The organism is Streptacidiphilus pinicola (assembly GCF_003258295.1).
In the GTDB taxonomy this organism is placed as follows: Bacteria; Actinomycetota; Actinomycetes; order Streptomycetales; family Streptomycetaceae; genus Streptacidiphilus; species Streptacidiphilus pinicola.
In genome coordinates this window covers 1-21,930 of the sequence record NZ_QKYN01000176.1, presented here as the reverse complement: position 1 = coordinate 21,930, position 21,930 = coordinate 1, and the positions used below count along the sequence as shown (strand labels likewise).

Sequence of the window (21,930 nt, the reverse complement as noted above, 5' to 3'; positions counted from 1 at the left end):
CCCTTCTCCCCCCTCCCCCACGGCGGCGGCTCAGGGCTCCCCGTCCCTTGGCCGCCGCCAGCACCGCCGCCCGCGCCAGCGGCGCTCCGGTCGGCGTGCTCAATCGATGCGCCGTCGCGCGGTACGCGTCCAGCGCCCAGAGACAGGCGATCCACGCGGCGGGGCCCTCGTAGACCTGCCCGCCGTCGCCGATCACGGTGATCTCGGCCTGCGCCCGTCGGTGGTCCAGCAGCGGGAACCGCGAGCGCGCCGCCGGGGAGTCCACGTCGACGAACTCCAGCGGGACGAGCTGCCGTTGCCGCTCCAGCCAGCCGCGCAGGTGCCGGCAGAGGGGGCAGTGGGGGTCGGACAGGACGGTCAGCCGCCGGACCGGGGCGTCGCCGGCCCCCCGGTCCGGGCCCGGCCCGTCCGCCGCCGTGAGGCGCGCGCTCATCGCTCAGACCTGCGGTGCGACGGGCGGCATGGGCGGGACCGTCCAGCCGGTCGGCGGGGTCGGCGGCCGCTGCTCGGCGCGCAGCCGCGCGCCCGTCCGGAAGCGGTTGAGCACGTAGACGTTGACCAGGTGCATCACGCCGAGCACGAGCAGGACGGTGCCGACCTTGTAGGACAGGGCGCGGAAGATCCCCGGCACGTCCTGCACGTCGTTGTCCCCGACGCGCAGCCAGAGCGCGACGAAGCCCAGGTTGACCAGATAGAAGCCGACCACCAGCAGGTGGTTGACAGCGTCGCTGAGCTTCTCGTTCCCGTGGAACACATCCGCGAGGAAGACCCGCCCCGCCCGGCTCAGCGTCCGGCCCACCCAGACGGTGAGCCCGAGGCTCAACGCCAGATAGACGACGTAGGTGACCACAGTGGTGTTCATGCGCCACACCCCTCCGAGGATTCTTGAACACGTTCAAATTCACTGCTCGAGAAGGACTGTAGCATCTTTTTGAACGCGTTCAAGAGTGTCCGCGGCGGCGAAGCTCAGATCTCGGTCAACTGTGTTGTCTGCCGTCCACGAACGGGGAACAGTGCACTCACGACCGGAGACGGAACAGGAACACGGGGGGAGCAGAAGATGCTGATCGGGTTGTTGATCGTGGTGGTGGCCGTGGCCGCGCTGGTGCGTCTGGGCCAGGCGCGGACCCGGCGGTCGGCGGTACGACGCGGGCCGGACTCCCCCTACGACTCGGGCGCAAGCCAGATGCTGTGGGCCGACGCCGGTCTGAACGACCAACACGGCCACCACCACGGCCACGGGCACCACCATCACCACGGCGGAGGCGACTTCGGCGGTGGCGGACACCATGGCGGGCACCACGACGGTGGTTCCTGGTCCGGTGGCGGCGACTTCGGTGGCGGGGGCGGGCACCACGGCTGACCGCGTGACGAAAAAGTGAGGGACCGGGTGGCAACCGCCACTCGGCCCCTCCTTGCTTGCCGGCTCACCCCAGCCGCGGCGCCGTCAGATCACGCCGATCCGGCTCGTCTCCCACAGCACGAGGCCCACCAGCACGGCGCAGACCAGCAGCACCGCTCCCGCCTGCACCCACGGCCGTCCCTTGCCGCGCGGCGCGAAGGCGAAGCCCGCGCCGACCGCCAGGCCGGCCAGCAGGCCGCCGAGGTGGCCCTGCCAGGAGTCGAAGCCCGCGGAGACGACCATCCAGATCACGAACATGATCAGCAGCCCGTTGCCGCCCAGCGGATCGTTGCGCAGCCGACGGCTCATCACCCAGTAGCCACCCACCAGACCGAAGATCGCGCCGGAGGCGCCGATCGCGTACCCGTCGGGCGCCAGCACGTAGACCGCGGTGGAGCTGCCGACCGCCGCGACCAGGTAGAGCGCGACGTAGCGGACCCGTCCGAGCTGAGCCTCGATCACCGGGCCCAGCTGCCACAGCCACATCATGTTGAACACGATGTGCGTGATCCCGAGGACGCCCGCCGAGGGCAGCAGGTGCAGGAACGCGGAGGTCAGCATCCGGTACCACTCGCCGTGGGCGACGCCCACGGCGTGGTAGCCGATCGGCACCCCGCCCGGCCAGTTGTAGCTGCCGCCGTTCGAGTCGGTCAGGCCGCGGCCCACCATGGCGAAGCGGTCGATCAGCGCGTTGTCCCGCAGCTCGGCCGCGAAGGCCAGCACGTTGAGCAGGATCAGCGTGAGCGTGACCACCGGCGGACCGCCGGCGATCCGCCCTCCGAAGACCGTGCGCGCCTTGCGCTGCGACTTCACGCCGTCCCGGAGACACTCCGGGCAGTGGAAGCCGACGGAGGCGGCCCGCATGCAGTCCGGGCAGATGTACCGCTCGCAGCGGGTGCACCGGATGTAGCACTCGCGGTCGTCGTGGCGGTAGCAGGTGGCCGCCGGCGGAGCGCTCGGCGCCGGCGGGGCGCTCGGCGCCGACGGGGCGGTCGGCGGCGCGTCGGCCCCCTCGGCCCGGGGCGGCTGTCCGTCCGGGACCGCCTGGGCCGGGACGGTCTGGGCTGGAACGGTCTCGGCTGGAACGGTTTGGGCCGAGCCAGGCGGGGCCGAGGCGGCCGCTGTCTGGCCCTCCTCGACGGTGGAGGGCGCGTTCTCCTGGTGCTCCATGGCGGCGGGCTGCTCCACTCGGTGCGGTTCCGGACGATCGCTGTGGAGGGTAGCGAAGCCGTTCCCCGCGCGAAAGCAGCGACCGTCAGCGCAGCTGGTACTCGTACGGCGTGGTCGTCGCGAGCTGGGCGAAGCCGAGCCGGGCCAGGATCGGGCGGCTCTGGTCGGAGGCGTCGACGAAGAGGTAGCGGTAGCCGCGCTCGACCGCCACCCGCGCCCGGTGGGCGATCAGCGCACGGTAGATCCCGCGGCCGCGCCACTCGGCGACGGTGCCGCCGCCCCACAGCCCGGCGAAGTCCGTCCCCTCGGCGAAGTCCATCCGCGCGGCGCAGACCGGCCGGTCCCCGGCCATGACGAGGAGGGCCAGCACGTTCTGCGGCGCGGCCTCCAGCTGTGCGAGCAGCCGCGCCTTGACCCGCGCCCCGGTGCCGACCGTGAACGCCGCATCGTGCACCGCGGCCAGCAGCTCCGCGCCGGCGGCGTCGGTGACCGGCAGCAGCTCCAGGCCGTCCGGCAGCGGCGCCGTGATCCCGGCGATCGCCTCGGCCTCGGCGACCATCAGCGCCTCGGACTCGCCGACCTCGAACCCGGCCGCCGCCAGCCGGGCCCCGAGGTCGGCCGGACGGTCGTGGCTGTACAGCTTCCATTCGAAGCTCTCCACGTCCGGCCGCGCGCCGTACTCCACCACCTGCCGCGCGATCGCGGCGTCCGCGTTCTGCTCGTCCAGTGCGGACCAGAGCACGCCGTTCCACATCTCCCCGGGCGCGACCTGGCGCACCACGCCCCCGGCCTGTTCCACCCGGGCGGGCGCGTGCTCGGGGCGCGCCTCCCGCCGCATCTGCCGGTCGAAAAGCGCAAGCGTCAAGTCGTCGTCCATGAGTTCAAGACGAACATACCTCCGCTGAACTGGGCAAACGTTTTTGCCGACGCAGTCTCACTCGAAAGTGGCAGCGCCCGCAGGTCGCGGTACCGGTCGGGCACGGCCCCGTCCCGGCTCGGACAACTGCCCCAACGGACAGTGCACTGTGAACTATCGTGCTCGCGTGGACCAGTTGACGGGCAAGGACCCGCGCTTCATCGGCCCCTACCGCCTGATCGCCCGCCTCGGTGCCGGGGGCATGGGCCTGGTGTACCTGGGTCGCTCCGAGCAGGGACGGACGGTGGCCGTCAAGGTCGTCCAGGCCGAGTACGCCGGACACCCCGAGTTCCGCCGGCGCTTCGCCCGGGAGGTCGCCGCCGCCCGGCTGGTGGGCGGCAGTTGGACGGCGGCCGTGCTGGACGCGGACCCCGAGGCGGACGTCCCCTGGGTGGCCACCCAGTACATCCCCGGGCCGGACCTGCAGACCGTCGTCGCCAAGGACTTCGGGCCACTGCCCGAGGACTCGGTCCGCATCCTCGCCAACCGGCTCGCCCTCGCCCTGCAGGCGGTCCACGGCGCGGGGTTGATCCACCGTGATCTGAAGCCCTCCAACGTGTTGGTGACCGTCGACGGCCCGCGGGTCATCGACTTCGGCATCGCCCGCGCCATGGACGGGCTCCTCGGCGACAGCCTGCACACCCACACCGGCATGCTGATCGGCTCCCCCGGCTTCATGTCGCCCGAGCAGGTCCGCGGCCTCGAACTCACCTCCGCCAGCGACGTGTTCTGCCTGGGCGCGGTGCTGGTCTACGCGTCCACCGGGCGGCTGCTGTTCGGCGCGGGCGAGACCGGACTGAACGCGCACCTGTTCCGCATCGCGGAGGAGGAGGCGGACCTGACGGGCGTCCCGGAGCCGTTCGCGGAGCTCGTCGGGGCGTGCCTGCACAAGACCCCGGGCGAGCGGCCCACCCTGCAGCAGGTCGTCGAGCAGACGACGACCGACCGGGCCGCGGAGTGGCTGCCCAGCCCGGTGCTCGCCCAACTCGGGCGGCACGCCGCCGAACTGCTGGACTACGTGCCGGCTCCCACACAGGCGCCGGTGGCCCAGCCGGCCCCGGCCGTCGCCTCCTATCCGGCTCCGGCCTACCCGCCGGCCGCACCGGCGGGAGCCGGCGCGCCGGGAGCGGCGGGCCCGAGCGTGACACCGCCACCCGGTTTCGGACCGCCGGCGGTGCCGGCGCCAGGCCCGTACCCGGGGCCGCCGCCGGGACCCCAACCGGGTCTCTGGGCCGCCTCGCCCCTGCCCGCCCCCGCCGTCCAGGACTCACCACCGGCGCACCGCGGGCGGTGGCTCGGCCTGGTCGCCGTCGTGCTGGCCCAGTTGCTGGTGGGCCTCCAGGCGGGCACCTTCAACATCGCCCTGCCGTCGATCCAGATGAGCCTGCACCTCTCCAGTGCCGACCGGTCGACGCTGGTCAACAGCTACACCCTCGCCTTCGTCGCGCTGGTCGTGCTGGGCGGCCACACCGCGGACCTGATCGGGCGCAAGGCCACGATGGTCGGCGGCCTGGCCGTCTTCGCCGCGGCCTCCGTGCTCGGCGGATCGGCGCCGGACTCCACGCTGCTGATGCTGGCCCGGGGCCTGCAGGGCGCGTCGGGCGCGCTGGTGACCGTGGCCGCCTTCGCGCTGGTGGCCGCGAACTTCACCGACCCGAAGGAGCGTCGCACCGCCTTCGGCCTGTACGCCTCGGTCGCCGGGGGCGGTTCTCTCCTGGGCATGTTCGTGGGCGGCTGGATCGCCCAAACCCTGAGCTGGCGCGTGGCGTTCTTCGCCGACGTCCCCCTCGCGCTGGTCGCCCTGGTCGGCGCGCTGGCCCTGCTGCACGACGCGCCGCGCGCGGCCGCCGCCCGCTTCGACGTGATCGGCGTGCTGCTCGGCACGTGCGGCATGGTCGCGGTGACCTTCGGCCTGATCCGGGCCGGGTCGAACGGCTGGAGTGACCTCCGGACGCTGATCCTGCTGGTGGTGGGCACGCCCGTGTTCCTCGCCTTCCTGTGGTGGCAGTCCCGGAGCGAGCCGGCGTCGCCGGCCGGTGTCGCCACCAACCGCAACCGTCTCGGCTCCGCCATCGGCATGGTGCTGACCGGCGCGGGCGTCTTCGCCATGCTCACCGCGCTGACGCTGGTCGGGCAGATGGTCCTCGGCCGTTCCCCCGCCGGGGTCGGGCAGGACTTCCTGCCGATGGCCCTCGCGCTCCTCCTCGGCGCGACCCTGATCTCCGCCCGTCTCGCGGGCCGCGTCCCGGCCCGGATCCTGGTCGCGGCCGGCCTGGTCACGACGGCCCTCGGCCTGGCCCTGCTCACGGACGTCTCCCTCTCCGGCAACTACGCGACCGAGGTCCTGCCCGGCCTGGTCATCGCAGGCCTGGGCGCGGGCGTGGCCCTCATGCCGCTCTTCGCCGCGGCGACCTCCGGCCTCGCCCCCTCACGCACGGGCGCGGCCTCGGCCACCGTCAGCGCCGCCCTCCAACTCGGCGCGGGCGCCGGCTCCGTGCTCTTCCTCACCGGCCTGCCCCGCTCCTCGGCCACCCCTCTCGGACTCAGCGAGTTCCGCCTCGCCCTCCTCCACACCTACACCACCACCCTCTGGTCGGCCGCCGCCCTCGCCCTCCTGGCCGCCCTCACCGCCGGCCTCCTCCTCACCTCCCGCCCCGAGGACCGCGCCCTCTCCCGCTGACCTCCGGCGCGGCGACACGCGCGAGCAGGAGTTAGCGCCCTGCTTGCAATTGCAAGCAGGGCGGGGCAGCATAGGGGCATGGCCTCACTGAACGTCGGGTCGCTCGGCGAGTACATCCGGGAGCAGCGGCGGCATGCGCAGTATTCGCTGCGTCAGCTCGCGGATGCCGCAGGGGTGTCGAATCCGTATCTGAGTCAGATCGAGCGCGGGCTGCGGAAGCCCAGCGCGGAGATCCTGCAGCAGATCGCCAAGGCACTGCGGATCTCCGCGGAGACGCTCTACGTGCAGGCGGGGATCCTGGAGGAGCGGGAGGAGCACGGGCTCGGGCTGCGGACGGCGATCCTCGCCGACCCCCTGATCAACGAGCAGCAGAAGCAGGTGCTGCTCGCCGTGTACGACTCCTTCCTCAAGGAGAACGGCGTCCACCACCAGGCACCGGACGCCGGACAGGCCGAGCCGCAGACCCTCATTGAGAACGCACAGAAGGGGAGGATTTCCGATGGCGATCGCTGAGGACCTCCGCAAGACCCTGTCCGACCCCACTCCTCTCTACGCGCTCGCCGGCGCCGGCGACCTGGCCGTGGAGAAGCTGAAGACCGTGCCGGAGCGCGCCGCCGCGCTCGCCGCGGACCGCAAGGCCGCGCAGGACCTGGCCACCGCCAAGCTCGGCGAGGCCCAGACCCGGCTGACCGAGGCGCAGGCCAAGGTCACCGAGGCCGTGCAGACGCTGCCGACCGACCTGAAGTCGCTGCAGGAGAAGGCCCAGGACCTGGCCCTGCAGAGCGTCGGCCGCGCGGCCGAGCTCGCGGTGAAGGCGCGCGAGGCCTACGACGAGCTGGCCGTGCGCGGCAAGGCCGTCGTGGACCGTCAGTTCACCGGCGCCGAGGCGCCGGTCGACGCGGAGCCGGCTATCGAGGCGCCCGCCGCGCCCGTCGCCAAGGCGGACGTGTTCGCGGCCGAGACGGCCGAGGACGCCGGGCCGAAGGCGGAAGCCCCCAAGGCGGACGCGGACGCGAAGGCCGACGCCAAGCCGGCCCGGAAGACCACGGCCCGCAAGCCGCGCACGACCGGCTGACACCCGGACGCTCCGGCCTTCGGCGTACGCCGAACGCGGAAACGACGAACGGCTGGGGCACGTCTCGTGTGCCCCAGCCGTTCTCATGGCACGATGAGCCCGTCACCGGGATGCACGCGCAACGAGGAGTGACGATGAACCACCTGGCCGTCTCCGGGACGCTCACGGACGCGTTCGGCACGCTCCTGGGCTGGGTGATGCTGGCGCTGTTGGCGTTCAAGGTCTACACGCTGATCGACGCGGCCTTCCGCCGCGAGGACGCCTACCGCGCCGCCGACAAGCAGACCAAGCCGTTCTGGCTGATCATCCTGGCCGTCGGCGCGGCCGTCAGCTTCGTCCCCGGCATGGGGCTCTTCCTCGGGCTGCTCGGCCTGGTCGCCTCGATCGTCTACATGGTGGACGTGCGGCCCGCGATCAAGCGGGTCACGCCGCGCAAGGGCCAGAAGAAGCACGACCACATGGGGCCCTACGGGCCCTGGTGACCGACGCCGCGCCGACAGCGGGGGCCGGCCCGCAGGCGGTCTAGCGGGCCTTGGTCAGCAGCAGCACCGCGACGTCGTCGGCGAGCGCGCCGCCGTTGAGGTCCTCGACCTCGGACATGGCGGTGTCGATCAGCCGTGCGTCGCGCAGGCCGCCCTGCTGGTGGTGGTCGCCGATCATGTCGATCAGCCCCTCCTGGCCCAGGCGCCGGGTGCCGGCGCCTATCCGGCCCTCGATCAGGCCGTCGGTGTAGAGCATCAGCGCCCACTCCTCGCCCAGCCGGACCTCGGCGGGCGGCCAGTGGGCGAGGCCGTCGGCGAGCAGGCCCAGCGCGGGCCCGGCCTCGTCGAACGGCAGCAGCACCGGCGCTCCCTGCTCGAGCAGCAGCAGCGGGGCCGGATGGCCGGCCAGATGCAGCTCGGCCACGTCCGCCTCGGGGCGGATGGCCAGCATGCACAGCGTCGCGAAGATCTCCTCGCTGCGCCGCTCGTGCTCCAGCACGCGCTGCAGCGTGGCGAGCAGCGCCTCGCCGGTGAGGCCGGCGAAGACCAGGGTGCGCCAGGCGATGCGCAGCGCGACGCCGAGCGCGGCCTCGTCCGGGCCGTGGCCGCAGACGTCGCCTATGACGACGTGGACCGTGCCGTCGGCGGTGCGGACGGCGTCGTAGAAATCCCCGCCGAGCAGCGCGCGGCGGCGGCCGGGCCGGTAGCGGGCCTGGAAGGTGAGCCCCGAACCGTCGAGCAGCGGTGTCGGCAGCAGGTGGCGCTGCAGGCGCGCGTTCTCCTGCCCGCGCAGCTCCGCCTCGACCAGGCGGCGCTGGGACTCGTCGGCGCGCTTGCGCTCGACGGCGTAGCGCACGGCCCGGGTCAGCAGCCGGCCGTCCATCTCCTGCTTGACCAGGAAGTCCTGCGCGCCGGCGGCGACCGCGGCGGCGCCGAGCTGGACGTCGACCGTGCCGGTGACGGCGAGGACTGCGGTGTGCGGGGCACGGCGCAGCAGCGCGCGGATGTCCTCCAGGCCACTGGAGTCGGGCAGCTCCAGGTCGAGCAGGACGCAGGCGGTGTCGTGTCCCAGCAGCGGCAGCGCCTCGGCGAGGCTGCGCGCCCAGCGGAAGGCGACCTCGGAGCCGAGCTCGGCCAGCAGGTTGCGGACCGACTCCGCACCGGCGTCGTCGGCCTCGATCAGCAGCACCGAGAGCGGCGGCGTGGCGCCGGACGGCCGCGGACCGGCGGCCAGGTTGGCGGGGTGGGCGGACGCCGACCCGACCCGGGCGGCCCGGGCGGCGCCGGCGCGCAGCGCCTCGACCCGGGACGCGGCGCGGGTGGCCTCGGCACGCTCGGCCTGGGCACGGGCTTCGGCGGCAGGGGCCTCGGCGGAACGGGCGGCCTCGGTGGCCGCGACGGAGGGCCCGGAGGCGGCGTGGGAGAGACGCGGGCGCGGTATCGGCGCACCTGCGGGGCGCTGCTGACCTGCTGCGCTGGAAGCAGCACCGGCTTGGGCTGACATCGGCTACCTCCCTCTCTCCGAGTCGGTAACGGCTGGGCGGCCTGCGCAGTGCCCACCCAACACCATGATCTGCGCGCCTTCGCGCGACGGGTACGCGAGCTCCACGAAGCCTCCCCATCCACGTGGCACCCGGGTGACCCTACCGATACCGCCGAGGGGCCCCAGATCCCGTACCCCGCTTGGTCGGTGTCGCGGATGCGCGACGACGCCGCGCATCGGTACGGTGCGAGAGGCGGAAGGGAGCCCGTGATGGAGATCACGCTGACTCAGGGTGACATCACCGAGCAGCAGGTGGACGCGATCGTCAACGCCGCGAACTCCTCGCTGCTGGGCGGCGGAGGGGTGGACGGCGCGATCCACCGCGCGGGCGGACCGGAGATCCTCGCGGAGTGCCGGGCGCTGCGCGCCGCGCACTACGGCAAGGGGCTGCCGACCGGGCAGGCGGTGGCCACGACGGCGGGCCGGCTGCCCGCCCGCTGGGTGATCCACACCGTCGGGCCGGTGCACCCGGACCCGCGCGAGGGGGCGGAGCTTGCCCGGCGGACGGAGCTGCTGGCGTCGTGCTATCGGGAGTCGCTGCGGATCGCGACGGAACTGGGCGCGCGCAGCGTGGCGCTGCCGGCGGTCTCGACCGGCGTCTACGGCTGGCCGATGGAGAGTGCGGCGCGGATCGCGCTCGCGGAGGTCATGGAAATGGGACGGACGGGCGGCCTCGACGAGGCGATCGACGAGGCGCGTTTCGTGCTGTTCGGCGCGGACGCCTACGGCGTCTTCGAGCGGGTGTTGCAGGAGTTGTCGCACGGACCCATGGTGGACTGAGGGACCGTCAATCCACCACGGTTATTCGATAACTCGTTCGAGTGAACGTACGCTTTGCGATCTTTTCAGTCGGGTCTGAGTACGCCCAGAATGGGCATCGAGCCGGCGGCGGCCAGCTCCACCACGCCACCGGGGTGCGGGGCCTGGATGATCGCGCCGTCGCCGACATAGAGCGCGACGTGCGTCGCGCCACGGAAGTAGACGATGAGATCACCGGGCCGCAGGTCGGAGACGGACACGTGCCGCAGCTGGGCCCACTGGTCCTGCGAGGTCCGGGGGATGTCGACGCCCGCGGCCTGCCAGGCCCGCATGGTCAGGCCCGAGCAGTCGAAGCTCTCCGGCCCGGTGGCGCCCCACAGATACGGCTTGCCGATCTGAGCCACGGCGTACCCGATCGCCGCCTGCGCGGCGCCGGTCGCCCGCCGGGCCAGTTCGCCGGGCGGGAGCGAGCCGCGCCACGCCATCTGGGCGGCGTACGCGGTCTGCGCCTGCAGCTGCTGCAGCGCGGCGAGTTGGGGCGCGGGCAGGGCGGCAAGCAACGCCTTGGCCCGGGCGAGGCGCTGCTGGATGTCCGCGACGGCGCCGGCCGCGGCGGACTGGTCCTTGGCCAGCGCCTCCCAGGCTCCGGTGGCCTGGTCGCCATAGGCGGCGAGCGCGGCCTTGGCCGCCTGCAGCTGCTGCAGGGTGTTCGCCGCGTCGCTCATCGCCTGTGAGGCGAGGGGCAGTTGGGAGAGATAGGTCTGCGGGTCCTGGGCCAGCAGGAGCTGCAGCGTCTGATTGCCGTCGAGCGCGTCGCCGTTGTACTGCCCGGCGGCGATCTGCCCGACCAGGGAGGTGAGCTGGTCCACCTGCGACTGCTCGTCGACGATCGCGCGGGCCAGCGCGAGGATCTGGGTCTGCTGCTGGGTGACGGCCTGGGTGGCCGCGTCGTAGGCCGCGGTGGCCGTCTCGGCCTGCTGGTACAGGGACGCGATCTCCGCCTGCAGCGCGGCGAGGCTCTCCGCGCCGCCCTCGGGCAGCGCCCGGGGCGCGGCCTGCGGTGCAGCCTGGGCCGGCGGGGCGACGACGGACGTCACCACGAGCGCGGCGGCACCGGCGAGGAGGGCGAAGTCCCAGCGACGAGAGCGTGACACGGCGGCTCCTCATTTTCTGACGGTGTGTCAGACAGGTTGCTGGGATGGTGCCACGGGACGTGGCAACTCGCCAGGGGCGCGGGAGTGCCGATAAAACCCGACAAAAAGGCTCAGCCCGGGGCGACGGCCTCCCAGCGGAGCGTGAGTTCGCCGAGACGGTGCCGGGCCTGGGTGTCGGTCAGCGGCCAGGAGTCGGCGACGGCACGGACCATGGCGAGCCAACGCTGCCGGACGCCGAAATCCGCGTAGGGCGCCGCCGCGGCCCAGGCCCGGTCGAGGTCGCGGAGGAAGGCGTGCACCGGCTCGCCCGGGACGTTGCGGTGGATCAGCGCCTTCGGCAGCCGTTCCGCCAGGTCCGAGGGGCGTTCGAGCGAGGCAAGGTGCGCGGAGAGGGTGAGCGTCCGCGGGCCCTCGGGGCCGAGGGCGACCCACGCCTGCTTACGGCCGATCTCGTCGCAGGTGCCCTCGACCAGCAGCCCGTCGGGGGCCAGCCGCGCACAGAGACGTGCCCACGCCGCGGTGACCTCGTCCTCGTCGTACTGGCGCAGCACGTTCGCGGCGCGGATCAGCAGCGGCCGCCGGTTCCCGTCCAGCGGCACCTCGAAGCCGCCGCGGCGGAAGGTCAGCTCCGGCGGGCGGGCCACCCGCTGCGCGGCCGCGACACGGTCCGGCTCGATCTCGATGCCGACCATCCGCACGTCCGCGCGCACCGCCCGCAGGCGGTCGAACAGTTCGACGGCCGTCCAGGGTGCGGCGCCGTAGCCGAGGTCCACGACGACGGGCGCGGCCTCGGCGTGCCGGAGTGCGGGCACGAGCGCATGCGCGATCCAGCGGTCCTGGCGGCGCAGCCGGTTCGGATTGGTGGTGCCCCGGGTGATCGCGCCGACCGGTTTCCCGGTCCTCGCCCCCCTCGCGCCCGCCGCCGCACTCATGTCACGCAGCGTATCCGGGCGACCGCCCCGCCAGCACCCCGGGTGAGCACCCCGGTACCGTGGAGGCGGGCGGGAATCGCTGGGCCGACAGTCCGGTTGCACCAGTGTTGAAGGACGAGCAGGCCCAGGACCGGAAAGAGGACGAGCGGTGACCCATCAGCCCGCCCGAGTCGCCATGCTGAGCGTGCACACCTCCCCCCTCCACCAGCCGGGAACCGGCGACGCGGGGGGCATGAACGTCTACATCGTCGAGCTGTCCAAGCGGCTCGCGGAGCTCGGCACCGAGGTGGAGATCTTCACCCGGTCCACCGCCTCCGCGCTGCCGCCGCTAGTCGAGCTGGCGCCGGGCGTGCTGGTGAGACACGTCACAGCCGGCCCGTACGAGGGGCTGATCAAGGAAGACCTGCCGGCGCAGCTCTGCGCCTTCACCCACGGTGTGCTGCGCACCGAGGCCGGGCACCGGCCCGGCCACTACGACGTGGTGCACTCCCATTACTGGCTCTCCGGCCAGGTCGGCTGGCTGGCCGCGGACCGCTGGGGCGTGCCGCTGGTGCACACCATGCACACCATGGCCAAGGTCAAGAACGCCTCCCTCGCCGCCGGCGACACCCCCGAGCCGGCCGCCCGCGTGATCGGCGAGTCGCAGGTCGTCGCCGCCGCGGACCGGCTGATCGCCAACACCGACGAGGAGGCGCAGCAGCTCGCGGAGCACTACGGCGCCCACGCCGGCCAGCTCTCCGTCGTCCACCCGGGTGTGAACCTGGAGGTCTTCCGTCCCGCGACGGCCACGCCCACCGGCCCCGTCGGGGACGCGCTCGGCAATCCCGCCGCGGAGGCGGCTCGGGTGCGGGCCATCCGGGCCCGGCTCGGCCTGCCGCAGGACGCCGTGGTGCTGCTCTTCGCCGGGCGAATACAGCCGCTCAAGGCCCCCGACGTGCTCGTCCGCGCGGTCGCGCAACTGCTGGACGAGTCCCCCGAACTGCGCGACCGCATCGTCGTCCCCATCGTCGGCGGCCCCAGCGGCAGCGGCCTGGCCAAGCCCGAGGCCCTGCAGAAGCTCGCCGCCCAGCTGGGCGTCTGCGACGTCATCCGCTTCCAGCCGCCGGTCGGCCAGGCCGAGCTCGCCGACTGGTACCGCGCGGCGACCGCGCTGGTGATGCCCTCCTACAGCGAGTCCTTCGGCCTGGTGGCCCTGGAGGCGCAGGCCTGCGGCACGCCGGTCGTCGCGGCGGCGGTCGGCGGCCTGCCCGTCGCGGTCCGCGACGGCGAGACCGGCTTCCTGGTCCGCGGCCACGATCCCCGCGCCTGGGCGCGCACCCTGCGCCGCTTCGTCGACCACCCCGAGCTGGGCGCCCGCATGGGCGCTGCCGCGGCCCGCCACGCGCGCGCGTTCGGCTGGGACGCCGCCGCCCGCAGGACAGCGGAGCTGTACGCCGACTCCATCGCCCGCACGCGCGCCGCGCAGGCCCGCGGGATGGCAACCGCTACGGCACGGTAACGTGCCGAGCATGGGTGAAGAGATCAGCCACCGCGAGGCCGTCGCCGAGGTGCTGCGCGCGGCGCTGGACGACTCGGGCATCGCCTGGGACCAGCCGTCCAGCGACCCGTGGACGTTCGTCGCGCAGCTTCCCGGCACGCGGAAGCTGTCGACGACGTGCTCGCTGCGCGTCGGCGAGCAGACGCTCTCGCTGAACGCGTTCGTGGTGCGCCGGCCGGACGAGAACTTCGAGGAGTTCTACCGCTGGATGCTGGAGCGGAATACCCGCATCTACGGGCTGAGCTATGCGCTGGACCGGCTCGGGGATGTCTACCTGGTCGGCCGCTTGCCGCTTTCCGCGGTGACGCCGGACGAGATCGACCGCCTGCTGGGCACGGTCCTGGAGAACGCGGACGAGCCGTTCAACCAGCTCCTGGAACTGGGCTTCGCGTCGGCGATCCGCCGCGAGTGGGAATGGCGCGTCAAGCGCGGCGAATCCACCCGCAACCTGGAAGCCTTCGGCCGGATCACCGGGGCAGACGAGTAACCACCAAGGGGGCGCGCGAGCGGTCACCGATACTCCCGCAGGTCGTTGCACTCACCTCGGGGGCGCGGGGAACTGCGCGACAAGCCACCCACGGCCTTGAGATCCCGAGCGAACAGGGCCATCCGCCTGCGGTCGGTTCTCGCGCAGTTCCCCGCGCCCCCGAGGTGAGTGCAACGACCCACTGGAGCGAAAGGCGCAGCTAGAACGCCGCGCGGATCTCGCCGACCGGGGTGCCGCCGCCGAGGAGCGGCGCAGCCGCGATGCGGGTGAGGGTGTCGTCCGGGGTGGTAACCCCCATGCGGCGGAGGGCCGCGGCCAGGACCGGGCCGAGGGCCCGCTTCGCGCCGTCGTCGATCTTGAAGGCGAGCGCGCGGCCGTCCGGGAGGGCGACGGCCTGGACGGACTCCGCGCCCATCTTGGCCATCGCGCCAGGGACCGCGCGCATCAGCCAGGTGTCGATGCGGCGGGTGCCGGCGACGTACTCGGGGTGGGCGCGCATCGCGTCGGCGACGCGGCGCTGGGGGGTGCCGGGGTCCGCGACGACGTGGGCGCGGAAGGCGCGCGCCAGCGCGACGAGGCTGACGGCCATCAGCGGCGCGCCGCAGCCGTCGACGCCGACGGCGGCGACGCGCTCGCCGCTCAGCTCCTCCAGCGCGGCGCGAGCCTCCACCTGCACGGGGTGGTCCTCGGCGAGGTAGCTCGCGGTGTCCCAGCCGTTGCGGACGCACGCGGCGAGCATCGCCGCGTGCTTGCCGGAGCAGTCCATCAGGATGCGCTCGCGCTGCCCGCCGGCGCGTATCCAGGCCTCGGCCTCCTCCTCGTCCAGGGAGAGGGAGGGAGGCGTCTGCAGCGCGGACTCGTCGAGGCCGGCCGAGGCGAGGATCTTCCGGACGGCGTCCACATGAAACGTTTCTGCGGAGTGGCTGGCCGCCGCGAGGGCGAGGAACTCGCCGTCGATGTCCAGGCCGGTCCGCAGCACGGCGGTGGCCTGCATCGGCTTGTTGCTGGAGCGCGGGAAGACGGGGAGCTCGGGGGTGCCGAGGGCGTAGTCGACACCGCCGTCGGCGGCGAGGATCACCAGCGAACCCCGGTGGTGGCCCTCGACGAAGCCGGAACGGACCACCTCGGCCAGGATCGGCAGGTCAACGGAGGAGGGAGCAGAGGGTGCAGACATGAGGGTGTGCCTTGGTGCCTTCCTGGGAGCCCGCCCCCAGGAAGGAATCACCCACCGGAGAGCAGGTCGTCGACGCGTGCTTCCCCTTCACGGTACCTGCGTGCGATCTCGGCGCTGCACTCGTCCACCGTCCGCTGCAGCCGGTGACGCTGCCGGGAGATGCCGCGCTCGTGCGCGGTGAGCCGGCGGCACGCCGCGATCAGCTGCTCGTCGCTCTGCTCGGCGAGGTCGGCAAGGCGGGCGTCGGCCATCAGTTCGTCGGCCAGCGCCCGGTACTGGCGGCTGCTCGGCGTGGAGACGGTCAGGTGCCGGGCCGAGTGGCGGACCTGGGAGGGGATGTCGGCGAGGATCTCCGGCAGGTGCTCCAGGAGGGTGTCGGCGGACTCCCCCGTCAGTGCGCTGCGCCGGTGCAGTTCGGCGCGCAGGATGTCGACGCGTCCCTGCAGCAGCCGGCGCAGGTAGGACAGGTCGGCCTCCTCCTGCTGGGCCTCCCGCCGCAGGGTCCGCAGCTCGTCCATGCCCGTCGTGGCCAGACCTCTCCCGGCGGAACCCGCCCCGGCGCGGCCGGGCGGGAAGGGGCCGGCGGCGGAGGGCCCCGGCGCGGGAGGGGAGGCGAGGTCGTCTTGGTGTCCCACGGGTGCATCGTGCCACCGTCGGTCGTAGGTTCGTCGACGCCTGCACCCGATCGGGCCCGTGGCGAATCACGGTGATAAATACGACCGCCGCATATCCCCAGCGCACGGCACCCGTGACGCCGAGGCCGGGGCGCGCGGACACATGTCGCACGCCCCCCGGAACGGCGCTCTGCGGGCGTGCCGGAGAATGGGGGTATGCGTGCAGTGGCTCAGCGGGTGACCGAGGCAAGTGTGACCGTCGACGCCGAGGTCGTCGGCTCCATCCTGGGGCCGGGCCTGTGCGTCCTGGTGGGCGTGACCCACGAGGACACCCCGGAGCAGGCCGCGCTGATGGCGCGCAAGCTCTGGTCGCTGCGCATCCTGGAGGGCGAGAAGTCCTGCTCGGACCTGAACGCCCCGCTGCTGGTGATCAGCCAGTTCACCCTCTACGGCGACGCCCGCAAGGGCCGCCGCCCCACCTGGAACGCGGCCGCGCCCGGCCCGGTGGCCGAGCCGCTGGTCGACGAGGTCGTCGCCCAACTGCGGTCCCTGGGCGCGACGGTGGCGACGGGCCGGTTCGGCGCGGACATGAAGGTCTCGCTGACGAACGACGGCCCGTTCACCGTGCTGCTGGACTTCTAGCTGCCGGACTTCTGGCGGAAGCCGCCGTCACGCCTCGACGATCAGCTCCTGCGACGCCGCGACCCGGCCGGCCAGCAGCGTGGCGTCGGGCGCGGTGTTCCGCTTGACCAGGGCCAACGCGATCGGGCCCAGCTCGTGGTGCCGGACCGCCGTCGTGACGAAGCCGACCGGGCGGCCCTCCGGGCCGTCGGCGGCGAGGCGCACCGGGTCGCCGTGCGCCGGGAGGGACTCCTCGCTGCCGTCGAGGTGCAGGAAGACCAGGCGACGCGGCGGGCGGCCGAGGTTGTGGACCCGGGCGACCGTCTCCTGGCCGCGGTAGCAGCCCTTCTGCAGGTGGACGGCGGTCTCCAGCCAGCCCAGCTCGTGCGGGATGGTGCGGTGGTCGGTCTCGAAGCCCAGGCGCGGGCGGTGGCCCTCGACGCGCAGCGCCTCGTAGGCCCACAGGCCCGCCTCCGGGCCGAGACCCACCACGGCGTCGGCGAGGGCCGCGCGGGCGACGAGCAGGTCGCGCCCGTAGGGGAGCTGACGCACCGCCGCGGCCTCGGGCACCTCGGGACCGGACGTGCCGGCCGCGAAGACCACGGCGTAGTCCGCGGTCGCGTCGGCGATCTCGACCTGGGCGAAGAACTTCATCTTCTGCAGGTAGGCCACCAGCTCGCCCGTCGTCCCCGGCTCGACGTGGATCCACACCGTGGCGCCGTCGTCGACCAGGTAGAGGGCGTGCTCGATGTGGCCGTGCGGCGAGAGGATCAGCGCCTCGGTCGCGCGGCCCGCCGGCAGCTCGCTGACATGCTGGGTCAGCAGCAGGTGCAGCCAGCTGAGGCGCTCCGGACCGGAGACGGTCACCACGCCGCGGTGGGAGAGGTCGACGAAGCCGTGGCCGGAGGCCAGCGCGCGCTGCTCGCGGAAGAGGTCCCCGTAGTGCGCGGCGACGCCGGCGTCCACGCCGTCGGCCGGGACCGCGCCGGGCAGGCGGTCCAGCAGCGGGCTGCGGTAGCCGGACCCGGTGGTCTGACTGGTCTCGGTGCTCACGCGTCGTTCTCCTGGGCGTCGTCTTCGGTGTGCGCGGCCTCGGCCTTCGCCGTGCAGGACGCGCAGCGGCCGAAGATGGCGAAGTGCTTCATGTCAGTCTCGAAACCATGCGCGCGCCGCAGGGATTCCACGAACGGCTCGGCCAGCGCCACATCGGTCTCGGTCACCTGGTCGCAGTCCCGGCAGACCAGGTGCATGTGCTGGTCGCGGCTGGCCAGGTGGTAGGTGGGCGCGCCGTGGCCGAGGTGGGCGTGGCTGACCAGGCCCAGCTCCTCCAGCAGGTCCAGGGTGCGGTAGACCGTGGAGATGTTCACGCCGGCGGCCGTGCGGCGCACCGCGGTGAGGACCTCGTCCGGGGTCGCGTGGTGCAGGTCGTCGACGGCCTGCAGCACGAGCTGCCGCTGCGGGGTGAGCCGGTAGCCGCGCCGGCGCAGGTCCGTCTGCCAGTCGATGCCGCTGCTCACGAGTCACAAGCCCCTGTCTGCTCCGCGTACGCGAAAGTCCCGTACCCCGAGTCTAGGGGGGTACGGGACTTCGACCATCTGGCCTGGTGACTCGGCGAGGGAGACTCAGCGGAAGAAGGCGATGCCGTCGTCCGGGAGGTCGTTGATGTCCTCGATCAGCTTGGCGGGGCTGAGCACCTTCTTCAGCTGCGCGGACATGTAGGGGCGCAGCGGGACCTCGGGCGCGGCCTTCTCGCCGACCCACATCAGGTCCTCGTTGACGTAGCCGTACAGGCGCTTGCCTCCGGTGTACGCGGGCGCGCCCTCGATCCGGGCGACCGCGTCGGTGGCGATGTCGATCTGCGGCTTGCCGTCGGCCAGCTCGCCGTACCAGATCTCGACGGTGCCGTCGTCGCGGACGGAGGAGAACTCGATCTCACGGACGCCGGAGGTGCCGTGCGCGTTGCCGGTCACCCGCCAGTAGCCGTGCTCGTTCTCCAGCGGGCGGACCTTCTCGCCCTGCTCGTCCAGGACCCAGGTGCGGGAGCGGAACTCGAGGAACGGGCGGCCGTCGTGCCGGAAGATGATCTCCTGGCCGAAGTTGCACTTCTCCTCACCAGGACTCGCCTGATGGGGAAGCGGCTCGAACACGCCCGCGCCCTCCCACGTACCGAGGAGGAAGGCCAGGGAGACGACGTCCTTGTGCAGGCCGGAGGGGATCTCGATCATGTTCAGCGCTGACCCTGGTAGAGCTTGGTGACGGAGTAGTAGGCGAACCACACGATGGCGACCGCGATGACGCCGAGGAGGGTGTCGAAGAAGATCTCAAGGGCAGACATTGCGCGTCCTCACCAGTGGGGAAAGCATTCCTGCGCGGCAGTCTAGTGGCCCGCTCCCCCGCGCTCACGGTGAGGCCCGCCATACGAGAGACGGTGGACCGCTCAGTGGGACCGCGGCTGGCGCGGTCGCCGCGGGCCGGGAACGCGCCGGCTCACGGACGGGTCGTCCCACCACACGTCGTCGGGACCGCGCCGGTTGGCGACGATGGCGGCGACCGGTGGGATGACCATGGCCACCAGGCTCATCACGACGGCTGCCGGGACCGACCACAGGCGCACCACGTTCCACGCCAGCAGGATCAGGACCACACAGGTCCCCATCAGGGCGTAGTACCAGTGCCGTCGTCGCGACTGCATACCTCCAGTGTTCCCGCTGTCGCGCCGCTGGAACGCGCGAGCCCCCTCCCGGCCTGGCCGGGAGGGGGCTCTTAGGTACCGCGTCAGACGGTGATCGCGACCTCGGTGAACTGGCCCTGCTGGGCCACGACCGCACGGTCGACGGTGGCGCCCGGGACGAGGGCGCGCAGCGTCCAGCTGCCCGGGGCGGCGAAGAAGCGGAACTGGCCCGTCGCCGAGGTCGGGACCTCGGCGGTGAACTCACCGCTGGCGTCCAGCAGCCGGACGTAGCCGTTGACCGGCTCTCCGTCGCGGGTCACCGAACCCTGGATGATCGTCTCGTTGGCCACGTCCACTCCTGCCAGCTCGGGGCCTCCGGCCTTGGCTCCACACATGTCCTTGCTCTCCTTGCTTCCTTGGCCTGGCCTGCTCAGTTGGAGCCGAGCTCGATCGGCACGCCGACGAGGCTGCCGTACTCGGTCCACGAGCCGTCGTAGTTCTTGACGTTGGTCTGGCCGAGCAGCTGGTGCAGCACGAACCAGGTGAGCGCGGAGCGCTCGCCGATACGGCAGTAGGCGATGGTGTCCTTGGCCAGGTCGACGTTCTCGGCCTCGTAGAGGGCGCGCAGCTCGTCGTCCGACTTGAAGGTGCCGTCGTCGTTGGCGTTCTTGGACCACGGGATGTTCTTCGCGCTCGGGACGTGGCCCGGACGCTGCGACTGCTCCTGCGGCAGGTGCGCCGGCGCGAGCAGGCGGCCGGAGAACTCGTCGGGCGAACGGACGTCGACGAGGTTCTTGCTGCCGATCGCGGCGACGACGTCGTCACGGAAGGCACGGATCGAGGTGTCCTGGGCCTGCGCCTTGTACGCGGTGGCGGCACGGTTCGGGACGTTGGCGCCGTCGACCAGCTCGCGGGAGTCGAGCTCCCACTTCTTGCGGCCGCCGTCGAGGAGCTTGACGTCGCCGTGGCCGTAGAGCTTGAAGTACCAGAACGCGTAGGAGGCGAACCAGTTGTTGTTGCCGCCGTACAGGACGACGGTGTCGTCGTTGGCGATGCCCTTGGCGGAGAGCAGGGCCTCGAAGCCGGCCTGGTCCACGAAGTCGCGGCGGACCGGGTCCTGGAGGTCCTTCTTCCAGTCGATCCGCACGGCGTTGCGGATGTGGTTCTTGTCGTAGGCGGCGGTGTCCTCGTCGACCTCGACCACGACGACCTTCGGGTCGTCCAGGTGGTCCTGGACCCAGTCGGCGCTGACCAGGACGTCACTACGGCTCATGGGAAAAACTCCTCCGGGGCAGTTGCGGAAGGTGGGGCGCCGCACGCGGAAAGGCGGTCCGGAGGGGAGTCCGGATCGTGGACGTGCGGCAAGAGTTTTGTCGGAACGCCGCTCGGCTGTGCGGAACGGCGCGGAGGTGCGCGAAAAGGTGGGCGGGATCCGCCCGATCAGCGCATTCGACAGAGGCAGGCAGCGACGCGACACAGGTCTACTGCCCGTCGCTTCGTGAGATCCGCCTGTCGCTTCATGGGAACGATGCTAGGGAACCGGTGGAGCGGTGTCACCAAAGTATTGAATGGTGAGACAGATCAGTCCGCATTCAGAGACGCGGCGGCCTTTGCAGGCGTCGCCGGGCTGCGTCCGGCGCACGACCGAGGCCCGGGGCAGCGCCCCGGGCCTCAGGTGTGGACAGGTCATCTCAGATGATGGACGGATCAGCCGTTCAGGCTCACTCCGGTGCCGGAGGCGGTGACGGTCACCCCGTCCTGGCCCGCCTGGACGGAGTCCAGTTTGAGCCCGCTCGGCAGGCCCGACACGGGCACCGACGGGGCGAAGATGCTGGCGCCCAGATCGAGGAGGGCGTTCCCGGTCTTCAGGTTGTTCAACCCGACGCTGTTCCCGCCCACGACGGAGATGTCGGCGGTGCCGTGGACCTTCGTGCCGCCGAGCTCTGTGGCGACCTTGACCTTCCCGGGCGTCCCGCCGTAGTCCACGGTCGTGCCGGCCGGCAGCGCCTGGTTGAGCGACTCGTAGGTGATCAGGACGGTACCCGTCGCCTGGTCGGCGACGGCGCTGGAGTAGTCGCTGGAGACCTTGACCCCGGTCAGGTCGGCGTCCAGCGAGGCCAGCTGCACCTTGCTGTTCGGGTCCTTCACGTCATTGGCGTGGACCTTGATCTCGTCCAGCTTGGAGCCGATGAGCTGGGTCAGGAACGGGAAGCCCTCGATGGTGACGTCGGGCTTCTGCGCGAGGTTGCGCGAGGACTGGATCTTGCTCGCGGCCTGGTCCTCCGCGAAGCGCACGGCGACGCGGTCGGCGGCCACGAAGATGCCGAAAAGCAGCACCAGGACGATGAGCAGGCGACGCAGATTGCGCATCGGGTGTCGGATCCCTTCGGTTGCTTCTCAGCTCTGTTCTCTCGGATGCCTGGATGGGACGCGGGACCGGGCGTGATGGTTGCCCGGTCCCGCGATCCCGCCCCGGTTCACACGTTCTGTTCACACGCCCGCACGGCTAGCGGGCGATGAGGTAGACCATCGGCGCGGCGACCGCGAGCGGCAGCGCGACACCCGCGGTCATGTGCACGAAGCGCGACGGGAAGTCGTACGCCGCGACGCGCCGCCCGATGAGGGCGCAGACGCCCGCGCCCAGCCCCAGCAGCAGGCCCTCCGTCAGCCCCAGCCCCGTCGCGGCGGCCAGGCCGCCGCGACGGGGCTGGGG

The 21,930-nt window shown here is 72.4% G+C and carries 26 protein-coding genes and 1 pseudogene; 9 read left to right on the top strand and 18 right to left on the bottom strand.

Annotation, left to right across the window (positions count from 1 at the left end; translation table 11 throughout):
- Positions 1-433: thiol-disulfide oxidoreductase DCC family protein (locus DN069_RS34525; protein ID WP_111507192.1), on the bottom strand; the 433-nt coding region annotated here is incomplete at its 3' end.
- A gap of 3 nt (positions 434-436) precedes the next feature.
- Positions 437-862, bottom strand: coding sequence for a hypothetical protein (locus DN069_RS34520; protein WP_111507191.1), 426 nt, complete (start codon positions 860-862; stop codon positions 437-439).
- A 198-nt stretch (positions 863-1,060) separates the two neighbouring features.
- Between DN069_RS34520 and DN069_RS34515 the strand changes: the two genes are divergently transcribed.
- On the top strand, positions 1,061-1,363 hold the full coding sequence (locus DN069_RS34515; RefSeq protein ID WP_111507190.1) for a hypothetical protein: 303 nt from the start codon (positions 1,061-1,063) through the stop codon (positions 1,361-1,363).
- An 84-nt stretch (positions 1,364-1,447) separates the two neighbouring features.
- On the opposite strand, the gene DN069_RS34510 is transcribed toward DN069_RS34515, so the two are convergent.
- Together DN069_RS34510 and DN069_RS34505 are read right to left on the bottom strand one after the other, a co-directional pair.
- A complete protein-coding gene (locus DN069_RS34510; RefSeq protein WP_111507195.1) occupies positions 1,448-2,572 on the bottom strand; it encodes a rhomboid family intramembrane serine protease in 1,125 nt (374 codons plus the stop codon).
- 85 nt (positions 2,573-2,657) lie between these two features.
- Positions 2,658-3,449, bottom strand: coding sequence for a GNAT family N-acetyltransferase (locus DN069_RS34505; RefSeq protein ID WP_111507189.1), 792 nt, complete (start codon positions 3,447-3,449; stop codon positions 2,658-2,660).
- A 166-nt stretch (positions 3,450-3,615) separates the two neighbouring features.
- Between DN069_RS34505 and DN069_RS34500 the strand changes: the two genes are divergently transcribed.
- The 4 genes from DN069_RS34500 to DN069_RS34485 all read left to right on the top strand — a co-directional run bounded on the left by DN069_RS34500 (position 3,616) and on the right by DN069_RS34485 (position 7,725).
- Positions 3,616-6,168, top strand: coding sequence for an MDR family MFS transporter (locus DN069_RS34500; RefSeq protein ID WP_111507188.1), 2,553 nt, complete (start codon positions 3,616-3,618; stop codon positions 6,166-6,168).
- 78 nt (positions 6,169-6,246) lie between these two features.
- Positions 6,247-6,681, top strand: a complete 435-nt coding sequence (locus DN069_RS34495; protein WP_111507187.1) for a helix-turn-helix domain-containing protein — start codon at positions 6,247-6,249, stop codon at positions 6,679-6,681.
- Complete coding sequence (locus DN069_RS34490; RefSeq protein ID WP_111507186.1) at positions 6,668-7,243, top strand: hypothetical protein; 576 nt, start codon at positions 6,668-6,670, stop codon at positions 7,241-7,243. The genes DN069_RS34495 and DN069_RS34490 overlap by 14 nt, the downstream gene beginning before the upstream one ends.
- 134 nt (positions 7,244-7,377) lie before the next feature.
- Positions 7,378-7,725: a DUF2516 family protein gene (locus DN069_RS34485; protein ID WP_111507185.1), complete on the top strand. Its 348-nt coding sequence runs from the start codon at positions 7,378-7,380 to the stop codon at positions 7,723-7,725.
- Between the two features lie 40 nt (positions 7,726-7,765).
- Here DN069_RS34485 and DN069_RS34480 read toward each other — a convergent pair whose 3' ends face one another.
- A complete protein-coding gene (locus DN069_RS34480) occupies positions 7,766-9,229 on the bottom strand; it encodes a PP2C family protein-serine/threonine phosphatase (protein ID WP_111507184.1) in 1,464 nt (487 codons plus the stop codon).
- Positions 9,230-9,478: 249 nt separating this feature from the next.
- Here DN069_RS34480 and DN069_RS34475 point away from each other — a divergent pair, with 249 nt between their 5' ends.
- Entirely contained in the window at positions 9,479-10,048 is a 570-nt protein-coding gene (locus DN069_RS34475) for an O-acetyl-ADP-ribose deacetylase (protein WP_111507183.1), read from the top strand.
- 65 nt (positions 10,049-10,113) lie between these two features.
- Here DN069_RS34475 and DN069_RS34470 read toward each other — a convergent pair whose 3' ends face one another.
- Positions 10,114-11,181 carry a C40 family peptidase gene (locus DN069_RS34470; RefSeq protein WP_111507182.1) on the bottom strand — a complete coding sequence of 356 codons (1,068 nt, stop codon included), beginning with the start codon at positions 11,179-11,181 and terminating at the stop codon, positions 10,114-10,116.
- Between the two features lie 110 nt (positions 11,182-11,291).
- Positions 11,292-12,113, bottom strand: coding sequence for a class I SAM-dependent methyltransferase (locus DN069_RS34465; protein ID WP_111507181.1), 822 nt, complete (start codon positions 12,111-12,113; stop codon positions 11,292-11,294).
- Positions 12,114-12,261: 148 nt separating this feature from the next.
- Here DN069_RS34465 and mshA point away from each other — a divergent pair, with 148 nt between their 5' ends.
- Both mshA and DN069_RS34455 read left to right on the top strand, forming a co-directional pair.
- Positions 12,262-13,611 (top strand): D-inositol-3-phosphate glycosyltransferase, encoded by a 1,350-nt coding sequence (gene mshA, locus DN069_RS34460; RefSeq protein WP_243640159.1) that lies wholly within the window; start codon positions 12,262-12,264, stop codon positions 13,609-13,611.
- Between the two features lie 10 nt (positions 13,612-13,621).
- Positions 13,622-14,137, top strand: coding sequence for a type III secretion system chaperone family protein (locus DN069_RS34455; protein WP_111507179.1), 516 nt, complete (start codon positions 13,622-13,624; stop codon positions 14,135-14,137).
- Between the two features lie 199 nt (positions 14,138-14,336).
- Here DN069_RS34455 and DN069_RS34450 read toward each other — a convergent pair whose 3' ends face one another.
- Positions 14,337-15,311, bottom strand: coding sequence for an asparaginase (locus DN069_RS34450; RefSeq protein ID WP_111507178.1), 975 nt, complete (start codon positions 15,309-15,311; stop codon positions 14,337-14,339).
- A 47-nt stretch (positions 15,312-15,358) separates the two neighbouring features.
- A complete protein-coding gene (locus DN069_RS34445) occupies positions 15,359-15,946 on the bottom strand; it encodes an RsiG family protein (RefSeq protein ID WP_243640157.1) in 588 nt (195 codons plus the stop codon).
- Positions 15,947-16,141: 195 nt separating this feature from the next.
- Between DN069_RS34445 and dtd the strand changes: the two genes are divergently transcribed.
- Positions 16,142-16,567, top strand: a complete 426-nt coding sequence (gene dtd / locus DN069_RS34440) for a D-aminoacyl-tRNA deacylase (RefSeq protein WP_111507176.1) — start codon at positions 16,142-16,144, stop codon at positions 16,565-16,567.
- Positions 16,568-16,594: 27 nt separating this feature from the next.
- Here the strand turns inward: dtd and ygfZ are convergent, their stop codons facing one another.
- The 9 genes and pseudogenes from ygfZ to DN069_RS34400 all read right to left on the bottom strand — a co-directional run.
- The gene (gene ygfZ, locus DN069_RS34435; RefSeq protein WP_243640155.1) at positions 16,595-17,599 is read right to left on the bottom strand and encodes a CAF17-like 4Fe-4S cluster assembly/insertion protein YgfZ; all 1,005 of its coding nucleotides are present in this window, start codon (positions 17,597-17,599) and stop codon (positions 16,595-16,597) included.
- Positions 17,596-18,063 (bottom strand): Fur family transcriptional regulator, encoded by a 468-nt coding sequence (locus tag DN069_RS34430; RefSeq protein WP_207892375.1) that lies wholly within the window; start codon positions 18,061-18,063, stop codon positions 17,596-17,598. Before DN069_RS34430 ends, ygfZ begins: the two co-directional genes overlap by 4 nt.
- 105 nt (positions 18,064-18,168) lie before the next feature.
- Positions 18,169-18,771 (bottom strand): heme-binding beta-barrel domain-containing protein, encoded by a 603-nt coding sequence (locus DN069_RS34425; RefSeq protein ID WP_111507175.1) that lies wholly within the window; start codon positions 18,769-18,771, stop codon positions 18,169-18,171.
- 212 nt (positions 18,772-18,983) lie between these two features.
- A complete protein-coding gene (locus DN069_RS34420) occupies positions 18,984-19,238 on the bottom strand; it encodes a DUF3099 domain-containing protein (RefSeq protein WP_111507174.1) in 255 nt (84 codons plus the stop codon).
- A gap of 83 nt (positions 19,239-19,321) precedes the next feature.
- Entirely contained in the window at positions 19,322-19,612 is a 291-nt protein-coding gene (locus DN069_RS34415) for a DUF1416 domain-containing protein (RefSeq protein WP_042372358.1), read from the bottom strand.
- Between the two features lie 35 nt (positions 19,613-19,647).
- The gene (locus DN069_RS34410; RefSeq protein WP_111507173.1) at positions 19,648-20,490 is read right to left on the bottom strand and encodes a sulfurtransferase; all 843 of its coding nucleotides are present in this window, start codon (positions 20,488-20,490) and stop codon (positions 19,648-19,650) included.
- A gap of 167 nt (positions 20,491-20,657) precedes the next feature.
- Positions 20,658-20,738 carry an Ms5788A family Cys-rich leader peptide gene (locus DN069_RS43005; RefSeq protein WP_369405619.1) on the bottom strand — a complete coding sequence of 27 codons (81 nt, stop codon included), beginning with the start codon at positions 20,736-20,738 and terminating at the stop codon, positions 20,658-20,660.
- A 186-nt stretch (positions 20,739-20,924) separates the two neighbouring features.
- Positions 20,925-21,587, bottom strand: coding sequence for an LmeA family phospholipid-binding protein (locus tag DN069_RS34405; RefSeq protein WP_111507172.1), 663 nt, complete (start codon positions 21,585-21,587; stop codon positions 20,925-20,927).
- Positions 21,588-21,723: 136 nt separating this feature from the next.
- A pseudogene (locus DN069_RS34400) lies at positions 21,724-21,930 on the bottom strand (hypothetical protein); the annotation flags it as partial.